This window comes from Pantoea sp. EKM103V (assembly GCF_011800365.1).
In the GTDB taxonomy this organism is placed as follows: Bacteria; Pseudomonadota; Gammaproteobacteria; order Enterobacterales; family Enterobacteriaceae; genus Pantoea; species Pantoea anthophila.
The window spans coordinates 22,892-38,571 of the sequence record NZ_JAALFQ010000018.1 but is presented as its reverse complement, the minus strand read 5'-3'; the positions used below and the strand labels follow the sequence as shown (position 1 = coordinate 38,571).

Genomic DNA, 15,680 nt, shown 5'->3' with positions numbered 1-15,680 from the left:
GAATGCGCCATCAGCAGACGCGGATCAATACCGAAATCCTGACCGGCCTTTGTGAAACACATTTCCGGCGCGGCCTGCGCGCTGAATACAGCGGCAAGCCCGAAGATAGCTGACCATTTCATTCTGATAATCTCACGTGCGTGCGCGTAATGCGCCAGGCGGGTTCGGGTGAAAAATACGCGCTCAGATCATCACTTGCAAGATAATTCGTTACAGACGCGCACAGTGCGCTGACGGACAGGTGCTGAACCGCATCGGGAATGTAAATAATTCAGGAAGACAGGGTAATTAACAAGCCGCTCTTCACAGGTAAAATTACATCACACCCCACGCAAGATGTAATCTTGCAGTTTAGTTGTTTAAAATCATTGGTTTAATGTTAATTTTTAGCTGTTTTTTATCTGTATGATAAAAATTGTGTGTTAATTAACACACTTTGCAGTGCCTGATTGTGTGTTATTGGGGTGCCTGATTGTGTGTTAGTGCAGTGCCTGATTGTGTGTTAATCCGGCACTGCAAACGGCACTGTGGTGTGTGCTGATTGTGGCTATTGATTAAAAACAGTGTGTTATACATGGTATGTCCGTGTGCAGTGCCGGATTAACACACATGAAAAAGGCCTGTAGTGCCGGATTGACACACATCAAAAGCCGGTACGGTGCCGGATTGACACACATAGTTCACAGACCGAAGTCGCGATATTCGTATGAAAAGTGTGCAAAGTGCCGGATTGACACACACAGAAGTGAGGTGGAGTGCCTGATTAACACACCACCCGGATTAAATGAACGGTGCCGGATTGACACACACTGAAACCGGGGTAAATAATACAGGAAGGGCAATCTTATCTGAATGCGGCAGTACTGCTGGTGCCGCACAGGCAATATTTATTAAATAAATCAAAAAGGCAGGGTAAAATATACTCTGTCTTACAGGGAATACGGGAATGGCGCGCAGAAACATTTACTTCAAAGAAAAAACCGAAAGAGAAGTTCAGGAGCTGGTGCAGATAGAGCTGCAGAACGGGGCAACCCACGGTGAGGTTAACTTCTCCTCTGTGGTGAATGAACTGGTGGGAATCGGTCTGATGGTCAAGAAACATCAGGGTGAAGGAAATAAGTTTGATACAGAGGAATTTAACCGCGACTTAATACGTCGCGTTGCAGGCACGCGCGAAGGGACCAGCATCATGATGGCGATGCTGACGGAAATGTATCTGCATATCCGCGGTGAGTCCGGGCCGCAGGCGCTTGAGGAAATGATTGACCAGAACCTGACGGGAATGAGCACCGCAGAGGATAAAGCTGAGAGTAAACATTTTATTAAAGAAGAACAGAATTAACTGACCCGTTACTTTGCCGGCAATAAATTACAACTGAATAATTTATTACCGGCGTCACTTCAGTCTCAGCACCCCCCCCTGTCAGTGTCACGTCCGGTTTATTCTTTCTGGTAACGTTACTCAGTCCACTGACTTTACACAGAGTAATATCTCAGCCTGTCTGTTATTCACTCCTTAAGCTGTCGTTGTGGATGTGATATCACCAGCTGAGCAGCGCATAACAGCAGAGGCTGCACCGCGGCAGTTATATTTCAATTTGTGCAGGGCTGGAGGTTCTTTTTCAGAATAACTTTCATGCGTGAACCGAACCATTCTGCTGGCTCGTTTATTTATATATATGTTTTATTCATTTGTTTTCAGGGCAGGTTTCGCCAGCGCTGTACGGGCCGGATGACCCGTACAGCTGTAACGATACGCGAACCTTTGCTGTGAAGTGAAAAAGAAGTGTTATCTGAAACTGTTTTTATAACCGCGTAAGGGGTCAGTTATCTGACTCACGTCTCCGGTTTTTTATCTGACAATGGATTTTCCGCCACAACAACCTTTTCCAGAATGAACTCGTCAAATAATATCGCCAGCTCCCGCAGTCGCCTGACCTCTTCATTTTCCGGCAGCTGCTGCTCCGTTAAATAATTCAGTGAGTCCAGCAGGCGTTCCTGTATTTCCATATTCATGCTCCGGCGGTTAAAGCGGGCGCTGATTTCCATATCCCGTCGCAGATTTTCGGGAAAGCTGCTGCTAAATGCACGATTCTTTCCCGGAACGAACGGTTTCTTTTCCGCACGCACCGATTCATCCGGCTGATATTCTTCACGGATAACATCCAGTCTGGACTGAATAAACTCGTCAAACATCCTCGCAAGCGCAACCAGCCGCTGACCCTCGTCCGTTTTTATAATGTGCCTGCGTGGCGAGAAGTGCATCGACGCAATAAGCCGGCTGATAATTTCATCGTTGGTGGTATATCGCCTGACGCGTGCAGCCACGCGCAGCTCCATCAGAAGATTTTCCGGCAGCCATAATTTCCGGTACTGCATTTCCCCTCTGGCATATTTCCTCGGACGGCCGCGACCGTCGCCCATATTCTCTTTCACTTTCATGCTTCAGAACCGCCTTCAGGAGTTCAACCGGACAGGCAGCAAGCGTACGCCACCGCATTTAAGGATTAATCCTAAAAAAATGCATGAGAGCCCTTAAAAATGTGACATGCGTCACAGATTTTTTTTTTTTGAGAAAATGTACACTTACGGCGCGTTACGTCTGTTTACGCACACTGACATTTCTTTAACTCAAATTGAGGGTTTTACACATGAAAGTTGTCACGTCACACCCTGCACCGGTGCAGGGGTCTGCGGAAGCCTGCCCGCCGCGCAGCGGAACGGCGGCACAGGGACTTATCGGCATCGCACGACGCGCCTTTACCCTGATTCACCGTTACCGCACGAACGTTATGCTGGCCTGCCTTGCCATTGCCGTCTTTACGCTGCCGCATTTTGCAGGAGCTACTGACCTGCTGGCCACGCAGAAGCAGGATGCCAAAGACACGTTCGGTCATGGCAGTACCGTGGAGTGGGGGCTGTACATCGCTGAAATCATTCTTTCCGTGGGCGCCTACATCAAGGTGCGTAACCCGATGATTCTGGTCGGCGGCATTCCGTTCCTCATCGTTATCACCCGCGTCTTCTTCAGCCTCGCCGGCTAATCCCGTCATGGACAGGGAATCGCTTCAGTACCAGTTCCCGGAAACCCTCAATCAGCAGAAACGTTTAGCCGGACTCCCCACAGAGGAGGCCGTACTCATCATTGCGTGCGGCGTCATCGGTTTTTTCAGCGACATGTTCATCGTGATGCTGATTGTGGCCGGCGCGCTCTGGCTGTTAGTCCGCCATCTGAAGAAGGGGCAGGGCACCTGGTGGCTCATGAACCTTCTTTACTGGTACCTGCCGACCGCGCTGCTCCGGCTGCAGTTCCGCCGCGTGCCCGATTCGGGCAACCGGCACTGGATGCAGTAACCCACGCGCCATCTCCGGATGGCGCTTATTAAAAGGATAACGCTATGAAGTATCAGGTCCGGGAGGGGCGCAACCGGGTAATTATTCTGGCCCTGTGCGCACTTTCGCTGCTCGTGTTTATTCTCGCCGTCAGCAACGTCGTCACCGGCGCGCTGGCGTGGCACTTTGCAAAAAAGCAGAAGACCCTGACCACCCCGATGATGTTTGACCGCCCGTTCATCTCCGATTCCGCCTCCGGAGACGCGGCCTTAAACGGCATGCTGGTGCGCTCTTTCGTCAACCTCCGCCTTTCCGTCACGCCTGAAACCGTGGACAGCCAGCATGCCGCCCTGCTGCGCTTCGTTCCCGCTGAGTACCGCGACGACATGAAAAAGCAGCTCGCCGCCGAAGCTGAGTACATCAAAAACAATGGCGTTTCTTCCGTGTTCCGCATCGATGACGAAATCACCGACTCCACCACCGGTGACATCACCGTGCAGGGCACGCTGAGCGCGAGCACCACGAACGGTAACCTGAACATTTCGCTTCCGGATGCCAGTAAAGCCTACCGGCTCAGCGTGCACTACGTGGACGGCCTTATCCGCCTGACGGCCTTCCCCGAGGTGCCCTGGACTCAACCTGAACGCCGCCCGCAACAGGACTGAACCGATGAAAAAGACCCTTTCCGCCCTGGCCGTTGCCGGCGCGCTGGCGCTGCTGCCTGCCGCCGGGCAGGCCGCCGTACCCGGCCCGGCCGGGACCCCGTTTGAGAATAATGCGCATCTTAAGGCGCAGATGAGTAATACCAGTCCTAACAAAATCATTATCGACGGCGAGCTGATTACCGGCATCACCGGTCCGGAAAATGCCTACCTCAAAAGCAACACCGCCGACGGCGCGCTGCTGATTACGCCACAGACCGGTCAGGACTTCACCATCTTCCTGGAAACGGCCGGCGGCGTAGGCGTTTCGATCGACGTGTCACCCAAACCCGGTAATGGCCGCACGCTGCACCTGATACCGGCGGATGTGCCACTTAAGCCCAACCCGGACGCGAAGTTGTGGGAGGAGAGTCAGCCCTTCCAGAAAACGCTGGTAAGCGTTGCGCGCAGCATTGTCAGCGGCGGGGTGCCGGAGAATTACACCGAGGTAAAGGCCTCGCGCGGTCCCGCGTATAACCCGCCTGCGGGCGTGCTGCTGACACCTGAGCGCCAGCTTGCCGGCTCCCACCTGCAGGTAATGCGATACCGCATGAAAAACACCGGCTACGTGACGCGGTCGCTGAGTGAAAAACAGTTCTGGCAGAAGGGCGTGCGGGCGGTAATGCTCTCAACCCGCACCCTGTATGCAAACGGCGAAGGCTTCGTGTGGGTGATTTTCTCCACTGACGCGGAGGGCGGGTCATGAGCAACATCAACACCGCCACGCGCCGGCGCCAGTGGGTGATTGCCGGCGTGGCCGCCGCGGTCATGTTGGCCACCGGCGGGGGCATCTGGGCGTACTCACACCATCAGGCCGAGCTGAACCGGCCCGCGCCAAAGGCGGCACCGAACCTTACAGGAAGCCTGGTGAATACGTCCTTTACCGAAGGGGTGGCCACCGCCGCGCTGCAACAGCAGCAGAACAAGACCGCCGGCCTTGAGCGCGATCTCGGCACGCTTACCGGCACGCTGAAAAGCCAGAATGAGGAGCTGCAGAAGAAGCTCAACACGATGGCAGACGCAATCAGTCAGCTGCAGACGCAGCAGGCGGGCCGGCCGGCAAACGGTCCTGCCGCTACCACACCGGCGGCCGGAACCACTCCTGTTAATGCACCGGTCTCCGCCGGGCAGTCCGGTCCGGCGCAGTGGAGCATCAACAGTCCGGGCAGCGGACCGGCAGCCGGGCAGGGCGGGAAGTTTTACCCGCCACAGGGGCAGGCCTTCTATCCCGGCGCCGGTACGGTGCGTCCTGGCGGTCTGAGCCGCGATACCTTCACCTACGCTGCGCTTACCGATAAAAAGACAAAGCTTCCCTGGATACCCTCAGGCTCCTTTTCTGAGGCAGTCATGATTGAAGGTGCTGACGCTAATGCCAGCGTGACCGGCCAGCAGAACACTGCCGCAGTGGTTATTACGCTGATTGGCGATGTTTCTATGCCAAACGGTAAAACGTACAGCATGGACCAGTGCCGCGTTACCGGAGAAATCTGGGGTGACATCTCCAGTGAACGTGGCGAAGTCCGTACCAGAAACATCAGCTGCATCCTGAAGAACGGTAAACACATCGATATGCCGTTTAAAGGGCACGTTGCTTACCAGGGTAAACAGGGGATTCGCGGCAAACCGGTAATGCGTAATGGTGTAATTGTCGGATACGCCGGTGCTGCCGGGCTGATGTCAGGCTTCGGTGAAGGAATACAATCCGCCGCCACGCCTACGGTCGGGCTGGGTGGCAGCGCCTCGGTGGGCGCCGGTGACATCTTTAAGCAGGGCTTCGGTGGTGGGGCCAGCAAGGCGGCGGACACGCTGAGTCAGTACTGGATTAAGCGCGCCGAACAGTATCACCCGGTGATTGATATCGGTGCCGGCAACGCGGTGACGGTGGTGTTCCAGGATGGCTTCCGTCTGGAAACGATTGAGGATGCCGAAGCTGAAAAGGCGAAGCAGGAGGCCCCGCAGGCCGCCGTGCAGCAGGCCTCAGCAACTGCACCGGCAGTCAGCAGCAGTAATGGCAGTGCGCCTGTTCTGAATCCTGACGAAGTTCTGCGTCAGGCCAGCCAGCTGCGCCTCGGCGACACCATCCCACAGTAGAGGAATTAATAATGATGCAATGGTATGTGGCACAGACACGATACGCCCAGGAAAAACGAGCGCAGCAGCAGCTGGAAGAACAGGGCGTCACCTGCCTGCTGCCGGAATTTTCACAGGTAAGGCTGCGTAATGGCAGGGTCCGGGCTGTTACGCCGCAGCCGCTTTTTCCCGGCTATCTGTTTGTGCGCTTCGATCCGGAGGTGGTGCATACCACTGCCATCAAAGGTACGCGCGGGATCTCCACGCTCATCAGCTTCGGCGGCCTGCCCTGCGTGGTGCCAGACGACGTCATTAAACTGCTGGCGCAGGGATGGGAAGGTGCGCCGCTGACAACGGACGCACCGTGTAACGGAGACCGCATCATGATTGAGGATGGCGCGTTTGAAGGACTTGAGGCGGTGTGGTGCGAACCTGACGGCACGAAGCGGGCTATCCTGCTGCTGACGCTGATGAACCGGCAGGTCCGTGTGCCTGTTGAAAGCCACATGCGCTTTCACATCATCACCCGCGGGCAGGAGGCAGCATGAAGGCGCTGATTAAACGCTGGCGTCATCCTGATAACAGAGATCACCTTTTTGTGGTTCTGATTGCCGTCACGCTGGCGGCGAACCTGACCGTATCCGCTCTGACGATGCGTGAGGGGCTGCCCGGTTTCCCGGGCTTCCCGGGCTGGCAGGTCTGGCGGCTGGTCCTGTTCACGTCTCCCGTTATTGTTCTGCTGGCTTACATTTTCAGGCAAATGGCGGGCATAACCTTCGGGGTGATGGCAACTTGCTGGCTGGTGCTGGCGGCGTTTTATCTTGTCTGGGGCGTGTGGTTCTGGGCAGTGCCGGTAGCCGGCCCAAAAGACATCCTGTTTTTTGCAGGCTTAACGACCGGTATCGCGTACTTTTTTACGCTGATTTTCACCCTGCTCAACTTCAGATTCTGAAAAGGAGTCAGTCGCATGATGTTAACAGCCAGGAAGACGCGTCGCCGGAAACTGTCCCAGATACGATACCTGGTGGCCTGCTGGAAGGGGCGCCATCTGCCGTATGGCGGCACGCTGGCGACCAGCGTGCTTGCCAGTACGGCGTTTGCTTTGCTCTGGCGTGAATACGCAGCAGGCTCAGAGTGGGCGGGCGCGGCACTGGTTATACCCGTATTTGTTGCTGCAGCGGCGGTTATCAGACGCCTGCGGGAGCCGCTGAACTGGCAGGACCTGATAGCTATCAGGCTTGAGGCGTACACGCCTCTTGACCTTCCTGCCTGGCACGAGCTGCAGCAGGTAGTTAAAGAGGCCGGTTTTATTGAGGTACCCGTACTCGAGCTCTGGCTTGAAAAAGAGACCGGTGCCGTGTTTAAACCCGCCCGGCGTGATTTTGCCTTTACTGAACGTCAGCCTGAAGAAGGGGTAAGTGAAGATGACTGAACACAGCCAGCGTGAACAGCATATCCGGCTCTGTGCGCTGCGGCTTCGTTACCGGCGCGCCTGGCAGGCACAGGCGAGCAGCTGCCAGCTGGCCGCTATGCTGACCGAAATCGATATGGTCCGTCAGCGTCTGGCGTCTGACAGTACCGCGCCTGATGCCGTATGCCGCACGGTGTTCTCTGCCAGCGCACCTGATTCCGTCGCCGGCTCAGGTGACGTAACACGCTCTTCAGCGTAACAGAGGTTTCTGATGATTCAGGATAAAAAGACACCGGAGCCGGATGCGTTATTCATCCGCGTCTCTCACCCTGCCGGGAATATGCTGTTCCGGCTTGAAAGGTTTAACACCCGACCGGTGCCGGATGCGGCAGTACGCCCGATGGCTGAGAATTCCGGGCATCTGCCCGTGCTCGCAGGCGTCACGATTGATCAACTGGCGGCGTACATCGCTGATGTCATTCATCAGGTATCACCGGGTACACCGCGCGCAGACGTCTGGGTACGTACAAAATCGCCGGTGAAAAACATACCCGCTGCCAGCAGCTCTCCCGTTATGAGCGAGGATGCGCTTAAGGACCTGCAGACGGTCAACGCCTTCATGGAAGGTAAACATACCGGCTGAACCCGTTTTTTAGTGCCTTCACCAGGGCAACCTGCACCACCCGATTGACCCGCACGTTTATCTCCCTGACCCATTGCGGCCCGCCCGCCACTGAGGATTCCACCATGCAGAAACTTTTTGCGTGCGCACTGCTGTGCGCTGCGCTGACCGGCTGCGCCGGCATGAACTCTGATTTTGACTGTAACAAGACCGCGACCGACCAGTGCCTGTCGATGTCCGATGCCAGCAGGCTGGCATCAAAGCACCAGAGCCTGGACGACCTGACGGCAGCTAAGGAGGCCGGCCCAAAGCCTGCCGCTGAGGCGCTGGCGACGCCCGGCAACGTGAAGCCCGCCGTCAGCCCTTACCGCCCGGTAAGCGTGGCAACACTTGCGCCGCTTACGGTTAAGGGGCAGGGCGAGTCTGCAGACAGCCTGCGGGCTTCCACTGTGCCGGTCCGTACCGGTGCGACCGGTACAGTGGTCCCGGGCGATTACAGCGGACCGGGGCAGGTTGACGCCCGCCGCATCCCGGATGCGACGCAGCGCCTGTGGATTGCGCCCTGGGTGGATGAGCAGGACAGCTTTCATCAGCCTGCCGTGGTTGAGTTTGTGAAAGAGAAGTCCCGCTGGGATGAAGACTTTCGCGTAATCAGCGAGGGGGAGTAATGAAAAAGCGTTTTTCATTCAGCAGCGCGCATGAACGGCCGGCATCCGCATCGTCCGCTGCAGCGCTGCATCACCGGGTCCGGCCCGGGCTGATGTTCGCGGATGCGCCCGGTTACGGACACGTCTTTGCGCACAGTACGCCGGGTACCGGAAAGTCCGCACTCTTCCCTGCCCTGATAAAGGCCGTGCTGAAAACAGAGCGCGCCGGAGGCCAGCATGCTCAATAACGTTATCGATCACCTCACCGGTATTTTCAGCAGCAGCCGGGATGAGGGCGGCGCAAAGCAGGCGCGCCAGAGGCTGCAGGAGAGCTTCAGCTATCCGTCGCTGACAACCCTGCTGCCGTGGCGCGAATTTGATGAGAAGTCTGAGCTGTTCATCAACAGCCGCTCGGTCGGCTTCATTATGGAGGTGGCGCCGCTTGCCGGCGCGAATCAGCAGGTGGTACAGGCGCTCGATGACCTGCTGCGCAAAAAGCTGCCCCGTAAAACGCCGGTCACGGTGCTGATGGTGGCCAGCAAGTGCGTGGGCGACATGCTGGAGAACGGGCTAAGCCGGGACATGTGGAAGGGTGACATGGCGCCGCGCCTCAATGCCATCACCAAAGCCTTCTGGGAGCGGTCGGCGCTGAAGGGGCTGGCCAACGAGCGCGAGTACCCGCTGTACCTGCGTAACTACCGCGTGTTCCTGGTGTATGCACACCCCGGCACCGGCGGCATCAGGTCGATGGACGCGGTGGCGCAGGTACGTGAAACGCTCCGCGTATCGATGCTGGCCGCCCACATGGACACGCGCCGCGTGGGGCCGAATGAGTTTTTGTCGGTTATTCGCGAGCAGCTGAATTACCGGCCGGGACAGGTCAGTGCCGGCAGCGAGCACTGGAACCCGGAGCAGGAGCTGCACCGCCAGTGCGTGGACACCAGTACCGAAATGGAGGTTCATCCGGATCACCTGAAGCTGACCACTGCGCGGCAGCAGGGTGACCGGGCGGTCAGCGACAGCGGCGATAAAGCGGTGGTCAGCACGCGCATCGTGAACATGCAGCTGACGAAGGTGCCAAAGCAGTTTGCACTGTGGCAGGCGGCGGACAACCTGCAGAACATGCGCTTCCCGGATTTAGGTATCCCCTGTCCGTTCCTGCTGAGCTGGACCATCTGCGTGGAGGAGCAGGTGAGCAGTCAGAACGAGGCGTTCCGCAAAGAGCAGGACATGGGCAAGAAGGCTAACTCTTCCTACGGCAAGCTGTTTCCCAATACGCAGCGTACCTATGAGGAGTGGCGCGACCTGCGTATGGGACTTGCCAGCAACGAAATTGCCATGTGCAGTTTTAACCTCAACCTGACGCTGTTCACGCCCGACAGCGACAGCGAACAGCAGCGCTGTGAACTCTCTGCCATCAACGTGTTCCGCAAAAATGACCTGGAAATGTCCGCCCCCCGCTATCAGCAGCTGCGCAACTGGATGACCTCGCTGCCGTTTGTGATGCAGGAAGGGCTGTGGGACGACATGAAGCACATGAATGCCACCCTGCGCTGCAAGAGCTTCAACGCCGTCAACCTCATGCCGGTCGTGGCCGAGCGGCAGATGGCGGCATCGGGCAGCCCGCTGCCGACCTATCGCAACGCGCTGGCCTTTTTTGACATGTTCAGCGAGAGCAACGGGTCCACGAACTTTAACATCGCGGTGACCGGCACCACCGGCGCAGGTAAAAGCTTCTTCATACAGGAAATCCTGCGACAGGTGCTGAACGCCGGCGGCTTCGGCTGGGTTATCGATATGGGGGGCAGCTATAAGAACTTCTGCCGGCAGGCGGGCGGGGCCTATCTGGATGGCGCGACGCTGCGCTTTAATCCGTTCGCCAACGTGCGGGACATTAAAGAGTCCGCCGAGGGCATTCAGGGCCTGCTGACCGTTCTGGCCAGTCCTAACGAACCGCTGGATAAGGTCAGCGAAACCATCCTGCTCAAAGGGGTGGTGGCGGCATACGAGGCGAAGCAGAATACCGCGCGTATTGATGACGTGGTGCTGTATATGAAGTCGGCGGCGGTGAAAGAGGAATACGGCCAGCAGCCGACCATCATGAACCGCATCAACGAGCTGGTGCTGCTGCTGGACCGCTGGTGCACGTGGGGAGCCAACGGCGACTACTTCAACTCGGATAAGCCGACGCTCGACGGCGACACGCGCTTTGCTGTACTGGAACTGCTGAGCCTGGAGAACCAGCCGCACCTGCTCTCTGCCATCCTGTACTCACTGATTCTGGCGATTCAGGAAAAGATGTACCACTCGCCGCGCAGCCTGAAGAAGGTCGCCATTATCGATGAGGCCTGGCGCCTGTTCAGCGGCTCTAACCCGCACGCAGCCCGCTTTATCGAAACCGGCTACCGCACGGTTCGCCGCCATCGCGGGGCATTCATCACCATCACGCAGGGCATCAAGGACTTTACCGGCACCAAAGACCAGGCGGCACCGCCGGCTGCGGCGGCGGCATGGGACTGTTCGGGCACCAAAGTGACCCTGTTGCAGGAGGCGAAGGCCTTCAAAACCTACCTCAATTCCAACCCGGATCAGTTCAGTGAGGTTGAAACGCAGGTCATCCGTGGCTTCCAGCCTGCGCGCGATACCGGCTTCAGCTCGGTCATGATTTCCACGGGCGAAAACAGCTCGTTCCACCGCGTCTTTGTTGACCCGGTCACGCGCGCCATGTTCAGCACCCGCGGGGAAGACTATCAGTACATGACGGAGGCGCAGAAGGCCGGGGCGACCAGCGAAGAGGCTGCCTACCTGCTGGCCTGCGAGCCGCACATGTACCAGGCCGAGATGCAGGAGCTGGAGCGCTGGGCGGGCCTGACCACTGCTTAAAAGAGGATTAAACGATGCAGGAAGAAAGACAGCCGCCTCAGCAGGTGGCGACAGAAAACGCGGATAACATCGGGGTGAGTGACGGCACTCGCGATACAGCGGCTGCGCGACTGATGCGCAGCCGCAGCGTCCGGCTGGCGGCGTTCGCCGCGCTGGTCATCGCGCTCAGCGCCGCCGTCAGTGCGCTGGTTGCCAGGGGCGTACAGCCCGATTACGTGGTGTTTGACATGAAAGGCACCATCGACACGTTCCGGCAGCAGACGGCACAGCAGCCGGTGGAAAAGGGGGCGCTGGAGACGCTGACGAAGCGCTTTGGCGCCGCGCTGGACGCCAGCCTGTCTGACTGGCAGGCCGCACACGGCGGCGTCATCCTGGTGAAGGGCGCGGTGGTTGCCGGCGTCACCGATATTACCCCGGTCATTCAGGCTGATATTGCCCGGCAGATGCAGGTGGCGCCATGAGGCAACTCGCCACAGCGGTTGTTCTGCTCGCTGCAGTGGTTGCTCAGCCCGTGCAGGCGAAAGAGCTCGGCACCATCGGCCACCTGTTCCCGATCTCCGAGCCGGACCTGCTGACCTTTATCGGTCAGCGCCTTAAGGGCATGGAGGACAGCGGCGAGATGGACCGCCTGCAGCGTGAGGCGGAGGCCCGGGTGAAAGCCCATGCGGTTCGTCCGGCTCCGGTGGCCGGGCTGACGCCGGCGAAAACGGACCGCGCGTTCCTGTATGACCCGACCTTTACGGTGCGGGAAACCATCCGCGACATGCGCGGCAACGTCATCGCCCGGGCAGGCGACAGGGTTAATCCGCTGGATAAAGTCGCCTTCAGCGAGACGCTGTACTTCGTGGACGGTGACAATCCGCAGCAGATGGTGTGGCTGAAGCCACAGCTCGCGGGACAGCAGAACTTTAAGGTCATTCTGGTGAAGGGCAACGTGCACGACAGTAGCATCGCGCTGGACGAGCCGGTGTACTTCGACCAGTACGGTACGTTAACAACTAAATTCGGCTTTGAGCACACACCTGTGCGCATCACGCGCGCGGACAGAATGCTCCGGGTAGAGGAGGTGGCACTGAAATGAGTCACAGCACACAGGGGCAGACCGCGCCTCATAAAGTAAAGCGTCATAACGCCCAGGTACGCCTGGACGATGACGACAAAGCCGGGCTTCGCCGCATGACCGCCGAGTTTCCGCTTTATTCAGAGTCGGTGATCCTGCGCGCCGCGCTGCAGACGCTGATGGCGTGCAGCGGAGAGGTCCGGTCGGAAATCGTGCTGGCTTCCCTGACCGATAAGGACGTGGGTGAAATCATGCGACGCCACGGCATGCAGCCGGCACCTGAAGGGGAGGGCGCGCATGCAGGCTGATCTTGTGCAGAGACTCGTAAATGACTGGCAGTATTCTGCACCGTCATCCGAGGGCGCACCCGTTCAGCTGCACGCTGAGCCGGTGATACAACCGGTATGGACTGATCCTGTTCCGCCTGCCTGTCGTGCCGAAATCTCACTGGCACCCGAGAGCATCAGCGCGTTTACATCAGGCCTGCCGGCTGTGGGTGGTTTTATTGTCCTCATCGCGATGGCCATCGTGCTTATCCGTTCAGGAAGGAAAATGAAACCTGAGCGGCCGGACACGATGCGCGTGGCTTTTGTCTCATCATCTCCGGCACCGTTTGGCAGTCGCGAGATGGCAAAACTGGCAGCTGATGAGGCGAACAGCTACTACTGGCAGTGCATGCTGGCAGCATTTCGCGGCGCGCTGGAGGCGGAAGGCTTTGCGCTTCGCACCGGGCCGCGGTCAAAGGTTCCGCTGCCTTATGCAGTCCGGGCCCGGGTAGGTGTGGCCATCGTAAAGGCGCGGTCCCGCTATCTGAATCCGCGCCTGAGTGACGACGCTGCTGAGGCGATGCTGCGCGATGCCGAACAGGATGACTATACCGGCAGCTGGACTGATTGCTGTCTGCGGGGAGCAGAGGCGGCCGGCTGGTACATTGTCAGAGGTGAACACGGTCCTGAGACGACAGGATAACGTCCTGCGGGATGCAGTGACGGTTCACAGTGGCCCGGGGCCGTGGCTCACAGCGGCTGGTCTATAATTCTGCGCGTGAATACTCACACAAAGGGATACAGGCAATGAAAAAACTGACATTCGGCCTTTTACTGCTGGCGGGCGGCCATGCTGCAGCCGCTTCGTCATTTATACAGGAGTGGCCGTCATGCGACGTAAAGGCTCAGCATGACGTGAAGGGGGAAACCGGCGGAAGTATTAAAGACCCGCTTCAGGCGCACGTATCGGTGCGCGTAAACGTGCTGCAGGCCGATATCGGTAACGCCCGCAAGGCGCGTCACCTGACGGAAGCGCAGTCTGAACAGCTGTGGCAGCAGGCAGACCGGGTCAGAAAAGATACTGACGGCTACGTAAAGCAGCAGGGCTTTCTGAGTGCGGCCGAGCGTGCCAGCTATGACCGCGAGCTCGACACTATCGCCGGCAGGCTGTGCCGCGCGGTGAATTAAATCCTCCCCGGGTGGCTGCGGCCACCTGAATGCCTTTTCTGCCCGCAGTGCGCAGGCTGTTCGTTCCTCGCGCTGCTGCGGTACGCCTCAGCCTGCACCCCGCAGGCAGGCCCGTTTAACGTCTGACCCCGGCAGTTCCGCTGCCGTCTTTACGGAATCTCACCCTATGACACACCCTGCTGAAATATCGGCTCAGCCGGTCGTGCGCGATCGCTGGGGCGGCTGGACGCATCCTGAATTTTTTGTGCCCGCTGACGGCAATGAATATCCGCAGCCCGGCGAGTTTGAGGCCTGGCTTACCGCACATAACCTGGCGGCCGCCTTCACCTGGATGGAAAACGACGCGCCGGACTGGATGATGCAGGCCTTCCGGAGGACCGGTGACTGCAGCCGCTGGGAGCCGTCCGGGCCCGCGGACGCAGGCTGGTTTACCGGCAGCATTCACGACACAGACGACGGCCCGGTATGCGTCTGGCTCCGCAGTAAAACAGAGGTCAGAGGCTCATGAAACGTTTACTCCTCATAATCTGCCTGCTCACGGCAGGTTTTATGGCGAAGCCTGTCATGGCAGCGACCAGCAACGCCGGCGACGGACGCTGGGTAAACCCCATCAGCGACGTCTGCTGGAAGTGTCTGTTCCCGATGTCGCTGGGCAGCATACAGCTCGCATCAGGCGCACATCCGGACACCCCGAACCCGGCCTCGCCGATTCAGATGTGTCCGTACGGTATTTTCTACCGGCTGGGTCTGGCCATTGGCTTCTGGGAGCCGCTGGCGCTGACCGACGTAACGCGCGAACCCGGCGTCATGGTGAACATGGGCGGCTTTAAAATTAACCTCGGCCGCACCGGTGCCGGACGCGGCGGGCAGAGCGACTCACCCACTCCCGGCAGCTTCTATCACGTTCACTGGTACAAATATCCGCTGATCTACTGGCTCAACATCATCACCAGTACGGGGTGCATGCAGACCGGTGACATGGACATTGCTTACCTGTCTGAGGTTGACCCGCTGTGGAACGACAGCACGCTGGCCATGATCCTGAACCCGGAAGTGGCATTGTTCAATAACCTGCTGGCGCAGGGCGCCTGTGCGGCGGACTCGATTGCCTCCACGGCGGGCGTGCCGCTGGACCCGCTGTTCTGGTGCGCCGGCGCACAGGGTTCGATGTATCCGTTTACGGGCTTCACCAGTAATGAGTTTTCACCGCTGGAAGCCTCGCTGCTTGTCAGTGAGCGCATGGCCTTCAAGCTGCACCGGGAGGGGCTGGTGATGGAGACGGTCGGGGCGGACGTGGCTGTGTGCTACCAGTATCCGTCCCCAATCATTCCGAAATCACGCTGGCGTTATCAGATGGTGAATATGTACCCCGAACCTAATGACTGCCACCCGTTCGGCACCACGACCCAGCTCTGGGGCTCGGTACACAACTCACCGGCGACGAAAAAGAACTTCGGCTACCTCATGTGGCGAAAGCGTAACTGCGTTTATCTGTAAGG

The 15,680-nt window shown here is 58.3% G+C and carries 22 protein-coding genes; 21 read left to right on the top strand and 1 reads right to left on the bottom strand.

The features are described from left to right. The first annotated feature begins 946 nt into the window (after positions 1-946). The gene (locus tag HFD97_RS21200; RefSeq protein WP_167432543.1) at positions 947-1,342 is read left to right on the top strand and encodes a relaxosome protein TraM; all 396 of its coding nucleotides are present in this window, start codon (positions 947-949) and stop codon (positions 1,340-1,342) included. Between the two features lie 494 nt (positions 1,343-1,836). Here the strand turns inward: HFD97_RS21200 and HFD97_RS21195 are convergent, their stop codons facing one another. Further along, positions 1,837-2,442, bottom strand: a complete 606-nt coding sequence (locus HFD97_RS21195; RefSeq protein ID WP_167434913.1) for a hypothetical protein — start codon at positions 2,440-2,442, stop codon at positions 1,837-1,839. Between the two features lie 209 nt (positions 2,443-2,651). On the opposite strand from HFD97_RS21195, the gene HFD97_RS21190 reads away from it, so the two are divergent. The 20 genes from HFD97_RS21190 (at position 2,652) to traU (ending at position 15,678) form a co-directional block, all read left to right on the top strand. Continuing rightward, positions 2,652-3,044: a conjugal transfer protein TraA gene (locus HFD97_RS21190; RefSeq protein ID WP_167434912.1), complete on the top strand. Its 393-nt coding sequence runs from the start codon at positions 2,652-2,654 to the stop codon at positions 3,042-3,044. Between the two features lie 7 nt (positions 3,045-3,051). Next, positions 3,052-3,354, top strand: a complete 303-nt coding sequence (gene traL / locus HFD97_RS21185) for a type IV conjugative transfer system protein TraL (RefSeq protein WP_167432491.1) — start codon at positions 3,052-3,054, stop codon at positions 3,352-3,354. Between the two features lie 44 nt (positions 3,355-3,398). Continuing rightward, the gene (locus tag HFD97_RS21180) at positions 3,399-3,998 is read left to right on the top strand and encodes a TraE/TraK family type IV conjugative transfer system protein (RefSeq protein WP_167432490.1); all 600 of its coding nucleotides are present in this window, start codon (positions 3,399-3,401) and stop codon (positions 3,996-3,998) included. Positions 3,999-4,002: 4 nt separating this feature from the next. After that, positions 4,003-4,740, top strand: a complete 738-nt coding sequence (gene traK / locus HFD97_RS21175) for an F-type conjugal transfer protein TraK (protein WP_167432489.1) — start codon at positions 4,003-4,005, stop codon at positions 4,738-4,740. After that, a complete protein-coding gene (gene traB / locus HFD97_RS21170; protein ID WP_167432488.1) occupies positions 4,737-6,125 on the top strand; it encodes an F-type conjugal transfer pilus assembly protein TraB in 1,389 nt (462 codons plus the stop codon). The genes traK and traB overlap by 4 nt, the downstream gene beginning before the upstream one ends. An 11-nt stretch (positions 6,126-6,136) precedes the next feature. Beyond that, complete coding sequence (rfaH, locus tag HFD97_RS21165) at positions 6,137-6,652, top strand: transcription/translation regulatory transformer protein RfaH (protein WP_167432487.1); 516 nt, start codon at positions 6,137-6,139, stop codon at positions 6,650-6,652. Continuing rightward, entirely contained in the window at positions 6,649-7,056 is a 408-nt protein-coding gene (locus HFD97_RS21160) for a hypothetical protein (RefSeq protein WP_167432486.1), read from the top strand. The genes rfaH and HFD97_RS21160 overlap by 4 nt, the downstream gene beginning before the upstream one ends. Positions 7,057-7,071: 15 nt before the next feature. Further along, complete coding sequence (locus HFD97_RS21155) at positions 7,072-7,536, top strand: hypothetical protein (protein WP_167432485.1); 465 nt, start codon at positions 7,072-7,074, stop codon at positions 7,534-7,536. Next, positions 7,529-7,774: a hypothetical protein gene (locus HFD97_RS21150; protein ID WP_167432457.1), complete on the top strand. Its 246-nt coding sequence runs from the start codon at positions 7,529-7,531 to the stop codon at positions 7,772-7,774. The genes HFD97_RS21155 and HFD97_RS21150 overlap by 8 nt, the downstream gene beginning before the upstream one ends. Before the next feature lie 12 nt (positions 7,775-7,786). After that, positions 7,787-8,158, top strand: coding sequence for a hypothetical protein (locus HFD97_RS21145; RefSeq protein WP_167432484.1), 372 nt, complete (start codon positions 7,787-7,789; stop codon positions 8,156-8,158). A gap of 104 nt (positions 8,159-8,262) precedes the next feature. Next, the gene (traV, locus tag HFD97_RS21140; RefSeq protein ID WP_167432483.1) at positions 8,263-8,805 is read left to right on the top strand and encodes a type IV conjugative transfer system lipoprotein TraV; all 543 of its coding nucleotides are present in this window, start codon (positions 8,263-8,265) and stop codon (positions 8,803-8,805) included. After that, positions 8,805-9,032: a hypothetical protein gene (locus HFD97_RS21135; RefSeq protein WP_167432482.1), complete on the top strand. Its 228-nt coding sequence runs from the start codon at positions 8,805-8,807 to the stop codon at positions 9,030-9,032. Before traV ends, HFD97_RS21135 begins: the two co-directional genes overlap by 1 nt. Further along, a complete protein-coding gene (traC, locus tag HFD97_RS21130; protein WP_167432481.1) occupies positions 9,022-11,667 on the top strand; it encodes a type IV secretion system protein TraC in 2,646 nt (881 codons plus the stop codon). Before HFD97_RS21135 ends, traC begins: the two co-directional genes overlap by 11 nt. A gap of 14 nt (positions 11,668-11,681) precedes the next feature. Beyond that, a complete protein-coding gene (gene trbI / locus HFD97_RS21125; protein WP_167432480.1) occupies positions 11,682-12,128 on the top strand; it encodes a type-F conjugative transfer system protein TrbI in 447 nt (148 codons plus the stop codon). Continuing rightward, on the top strand, positions 12,125-12,748 hold the full coding sequence (gene traW / locus HFD97_RS21120) for a type-F conjugative transfer system protein TraW (protein WP_167432479.1): 624 nt from the start codon (positions 12,125-12,127) through the stop codon (positions 12,746-12,748). The genes trbI and traW overlap by 4 nt, the downstream gene beginning before the upstream one ends. After that, positions 12,745-13,035: a hypothetical protein gene (locus tag HFD97_RS21115; protein WP_167432478.1), complete on the top strand. Its 291-nt coding sequence runs from the start codon at positions 12,745-12,747 to the stop codon at positions 13,033-13,035. The genes traW and HFD97_RS21115 overlap by 4 nt, the downstream gene beginning before the upstream one ends. A 244-nt stretch (positions 13,036-13,279) precedes the next feature. Further along, on the top strand, positions 13,280-13,696 hold the full coding sequence (locus tag HFD97_RS21110) for a hypothetical protein (RefSeq protein WP_167432477.1): 417 nt from the start codon (positions 13,280-13,282) through the stop codon (positions 13,694-13,696). A gap of 104 nt (positions 13,697-13,800) precedes the next feature. Next, on the top strand, positions 13,801-14,181 hold the full coding sequence (locus HFD97_RS21105; protein WP_167432476.1) for a hypothetical protein: 381 nt from the start codon (positions 13,801-13,803) through the stop codon (positions 14,179-14,181). Positions 14,182-14,347: 166 nt separating this feature from the next. Then, complete coding sequence (locus HFD97_RS21100) at positions 14,348-14,689, top strand: hypothetical protein (protein ID WP_167432475.1); 342 nt, start codon at positions 14,348-14,350, stop codon at positions 14,687-14,689. Next, positions 14,686-15,678, top strand: a complete 993-nt coding sequence (gene traU, locus HFD97_RS21095; RefSeq protein WP_167432474.1) for a conjugal transfer pilus assembly protein TraU — start codon at positions 14,686-14,688, stop codon at positions 15,676-15,678. The genes HFD97_RS21100 and traU overlap by 4 nt, the downstream gene beginning before the upstream one ends. Positions 15,679-15,680 lie beyond the last annotated feature (2 nt).

Bases quoted from the DNA above. Each gene is read 5' to 3' on its own strand.
- HFD97_RS21180 (WP_167432490.1), top strand. From the start codon at position 3,399: ATGAAGTATCAGGTCCGGGAGGGGCGCAACCGGGTAATTATTCTGGCC.
- HFD97_RS21145 (WP_167432484.1), top strand. From the start codon at position 7,787: ATGATTCAGGATAAAAAGACACCGGAGCCGGATGCGTTATTCATCCGC.
- HFD97_RS21190 (WP_167434912.1), top strand. From the start codon at position 2,652: ATGAAAGTTGTCACGTCACACCCTGCACCGGTGCAGGGGTCTGCGGAA.
- trbI (WP_167432480.1), top strand. From the start codon at position 11,682: ATGCAGGAAGAAAGACAGCCGCCTCAGCAGGTGGCGACAGAAAACGCG.
- traU (WP_167432474.1), top strand. From the start codon at position 14,686: ATGAAACGTTTACTCCTCATAATCTGCCTGCTCACGGCAGGTTTTATG.
- traK (WP_167432489.1), top strand. From the start codon at position 4,003: ATGAAAAAGACCCTTTCCGCCCTGGCCGTTGCCGGCGCGCTGGCGCTG.
- HFD97_RS21100 (WP_167432475.1), top strand. From the start codon at position 14,348: ATGACACACCCTGCTGAAATATCGGCTCAGCCGGTCGTGCGCGATCGC.
- traW (WP_167432479.1), top strand. From the start codon at position 12,125: ATGAGGCAACTCGCCACAGCGGTTGTTCTGCTCGCTGCAGTGGTTGCT.
- HFD97_RS21135 (WP_167432482.1), top strand. From the start codon at position 8,805: ATGAAAAAGCGTTTTTCATTCAGCAGCGCGCATGAACGGCCGGCATCC.
- HFD97_RS21160 (WP_167432486.1), top strand. From the start codon at position 6,649: ATGAAGGCGCTGATTAAACGCTGGCGTCATCCTGATAACAGAGATCAC.
- HFD97_RS21115 (WP_167432478.1), top strand. From the start codon at position 12,745: ATGAGTCACAGCACACAGGGGCAGACCGCGCCTCATAAAGTAAAGCGT.
- HFD97_RS21150 (WP_167432457.1), top strand. From the start codon at position 7,529: ATGACTGAACACAGCCAGCGTGAACAGCATATCCGGCTCTGTGCGCTG.
- HFD97_RS21105 (WP_167432476.1), top strand. From the start codon at position 13,801: ATGAAAAAACTGACATTCGGCCTTTTACTGCTGGCGGGCGGCCATGCT.
- HFD97_RS21110 (WP_167432477.1), top strand. From the start codon at position 13,280: ATGAAACCTGAGCGGCCGGACACGATGCGCGTGGCTTTTGTCTCATCA.
- HFD97_RS21195 (WP_167434913.1), bottom strand. From the start codon at position 2,442: ATGAAAGTGAAAGAGAATATGGGCGACGGTCGCGGCCGTCCGAGGAAA.
- HFD97_RS21200 (WP_167432543.1), top strand. From the start codon at position 947: ATGGCGCGCAGAAACATTTACTTCAAAGAAAAAACCGAAAGAGAAGTT.
- traC (WP_167432481.1), top strand. From the start codon at position 9,022: ATGCTCAATAACGTTATCGATCACCTCACCGGTATTTTCAGCAGCAGC.
- traL (WP_167432491.1), top strand. From the start codon at position 3,052: ATGGACAGGGAATCGCTTCAGTACCAGTTCCCGGAAACCCTCAATCAG.
- traB (WP_167432488.1), top strand. From the start codon at position 4,737: ATGAGCAACATCAACACCGCCACGCGCCGGCGCCAGTGGGTGATTGCC.
- rfaH (WP_167432487.1), top strand. From the start codon at position 6,137: ATGATGCAATGGTATGTGGCACAGACACGATACGCCCAGGAAAAACGA.
- traV (WP_167432483.1), top strand. From the start codon at position 8,263: ATGCAGAAACTTTTTGCGTGCGCACTGCTGTGCGCTGCGCTGACCGGC.
- HFD97_RS21155 (WP_167432485.1), top strand. From the start codon at position 7,072: ATGATGTTAACAGCCAGGAAGACGCGTCGCCGGAAACTGTCCCAGATA.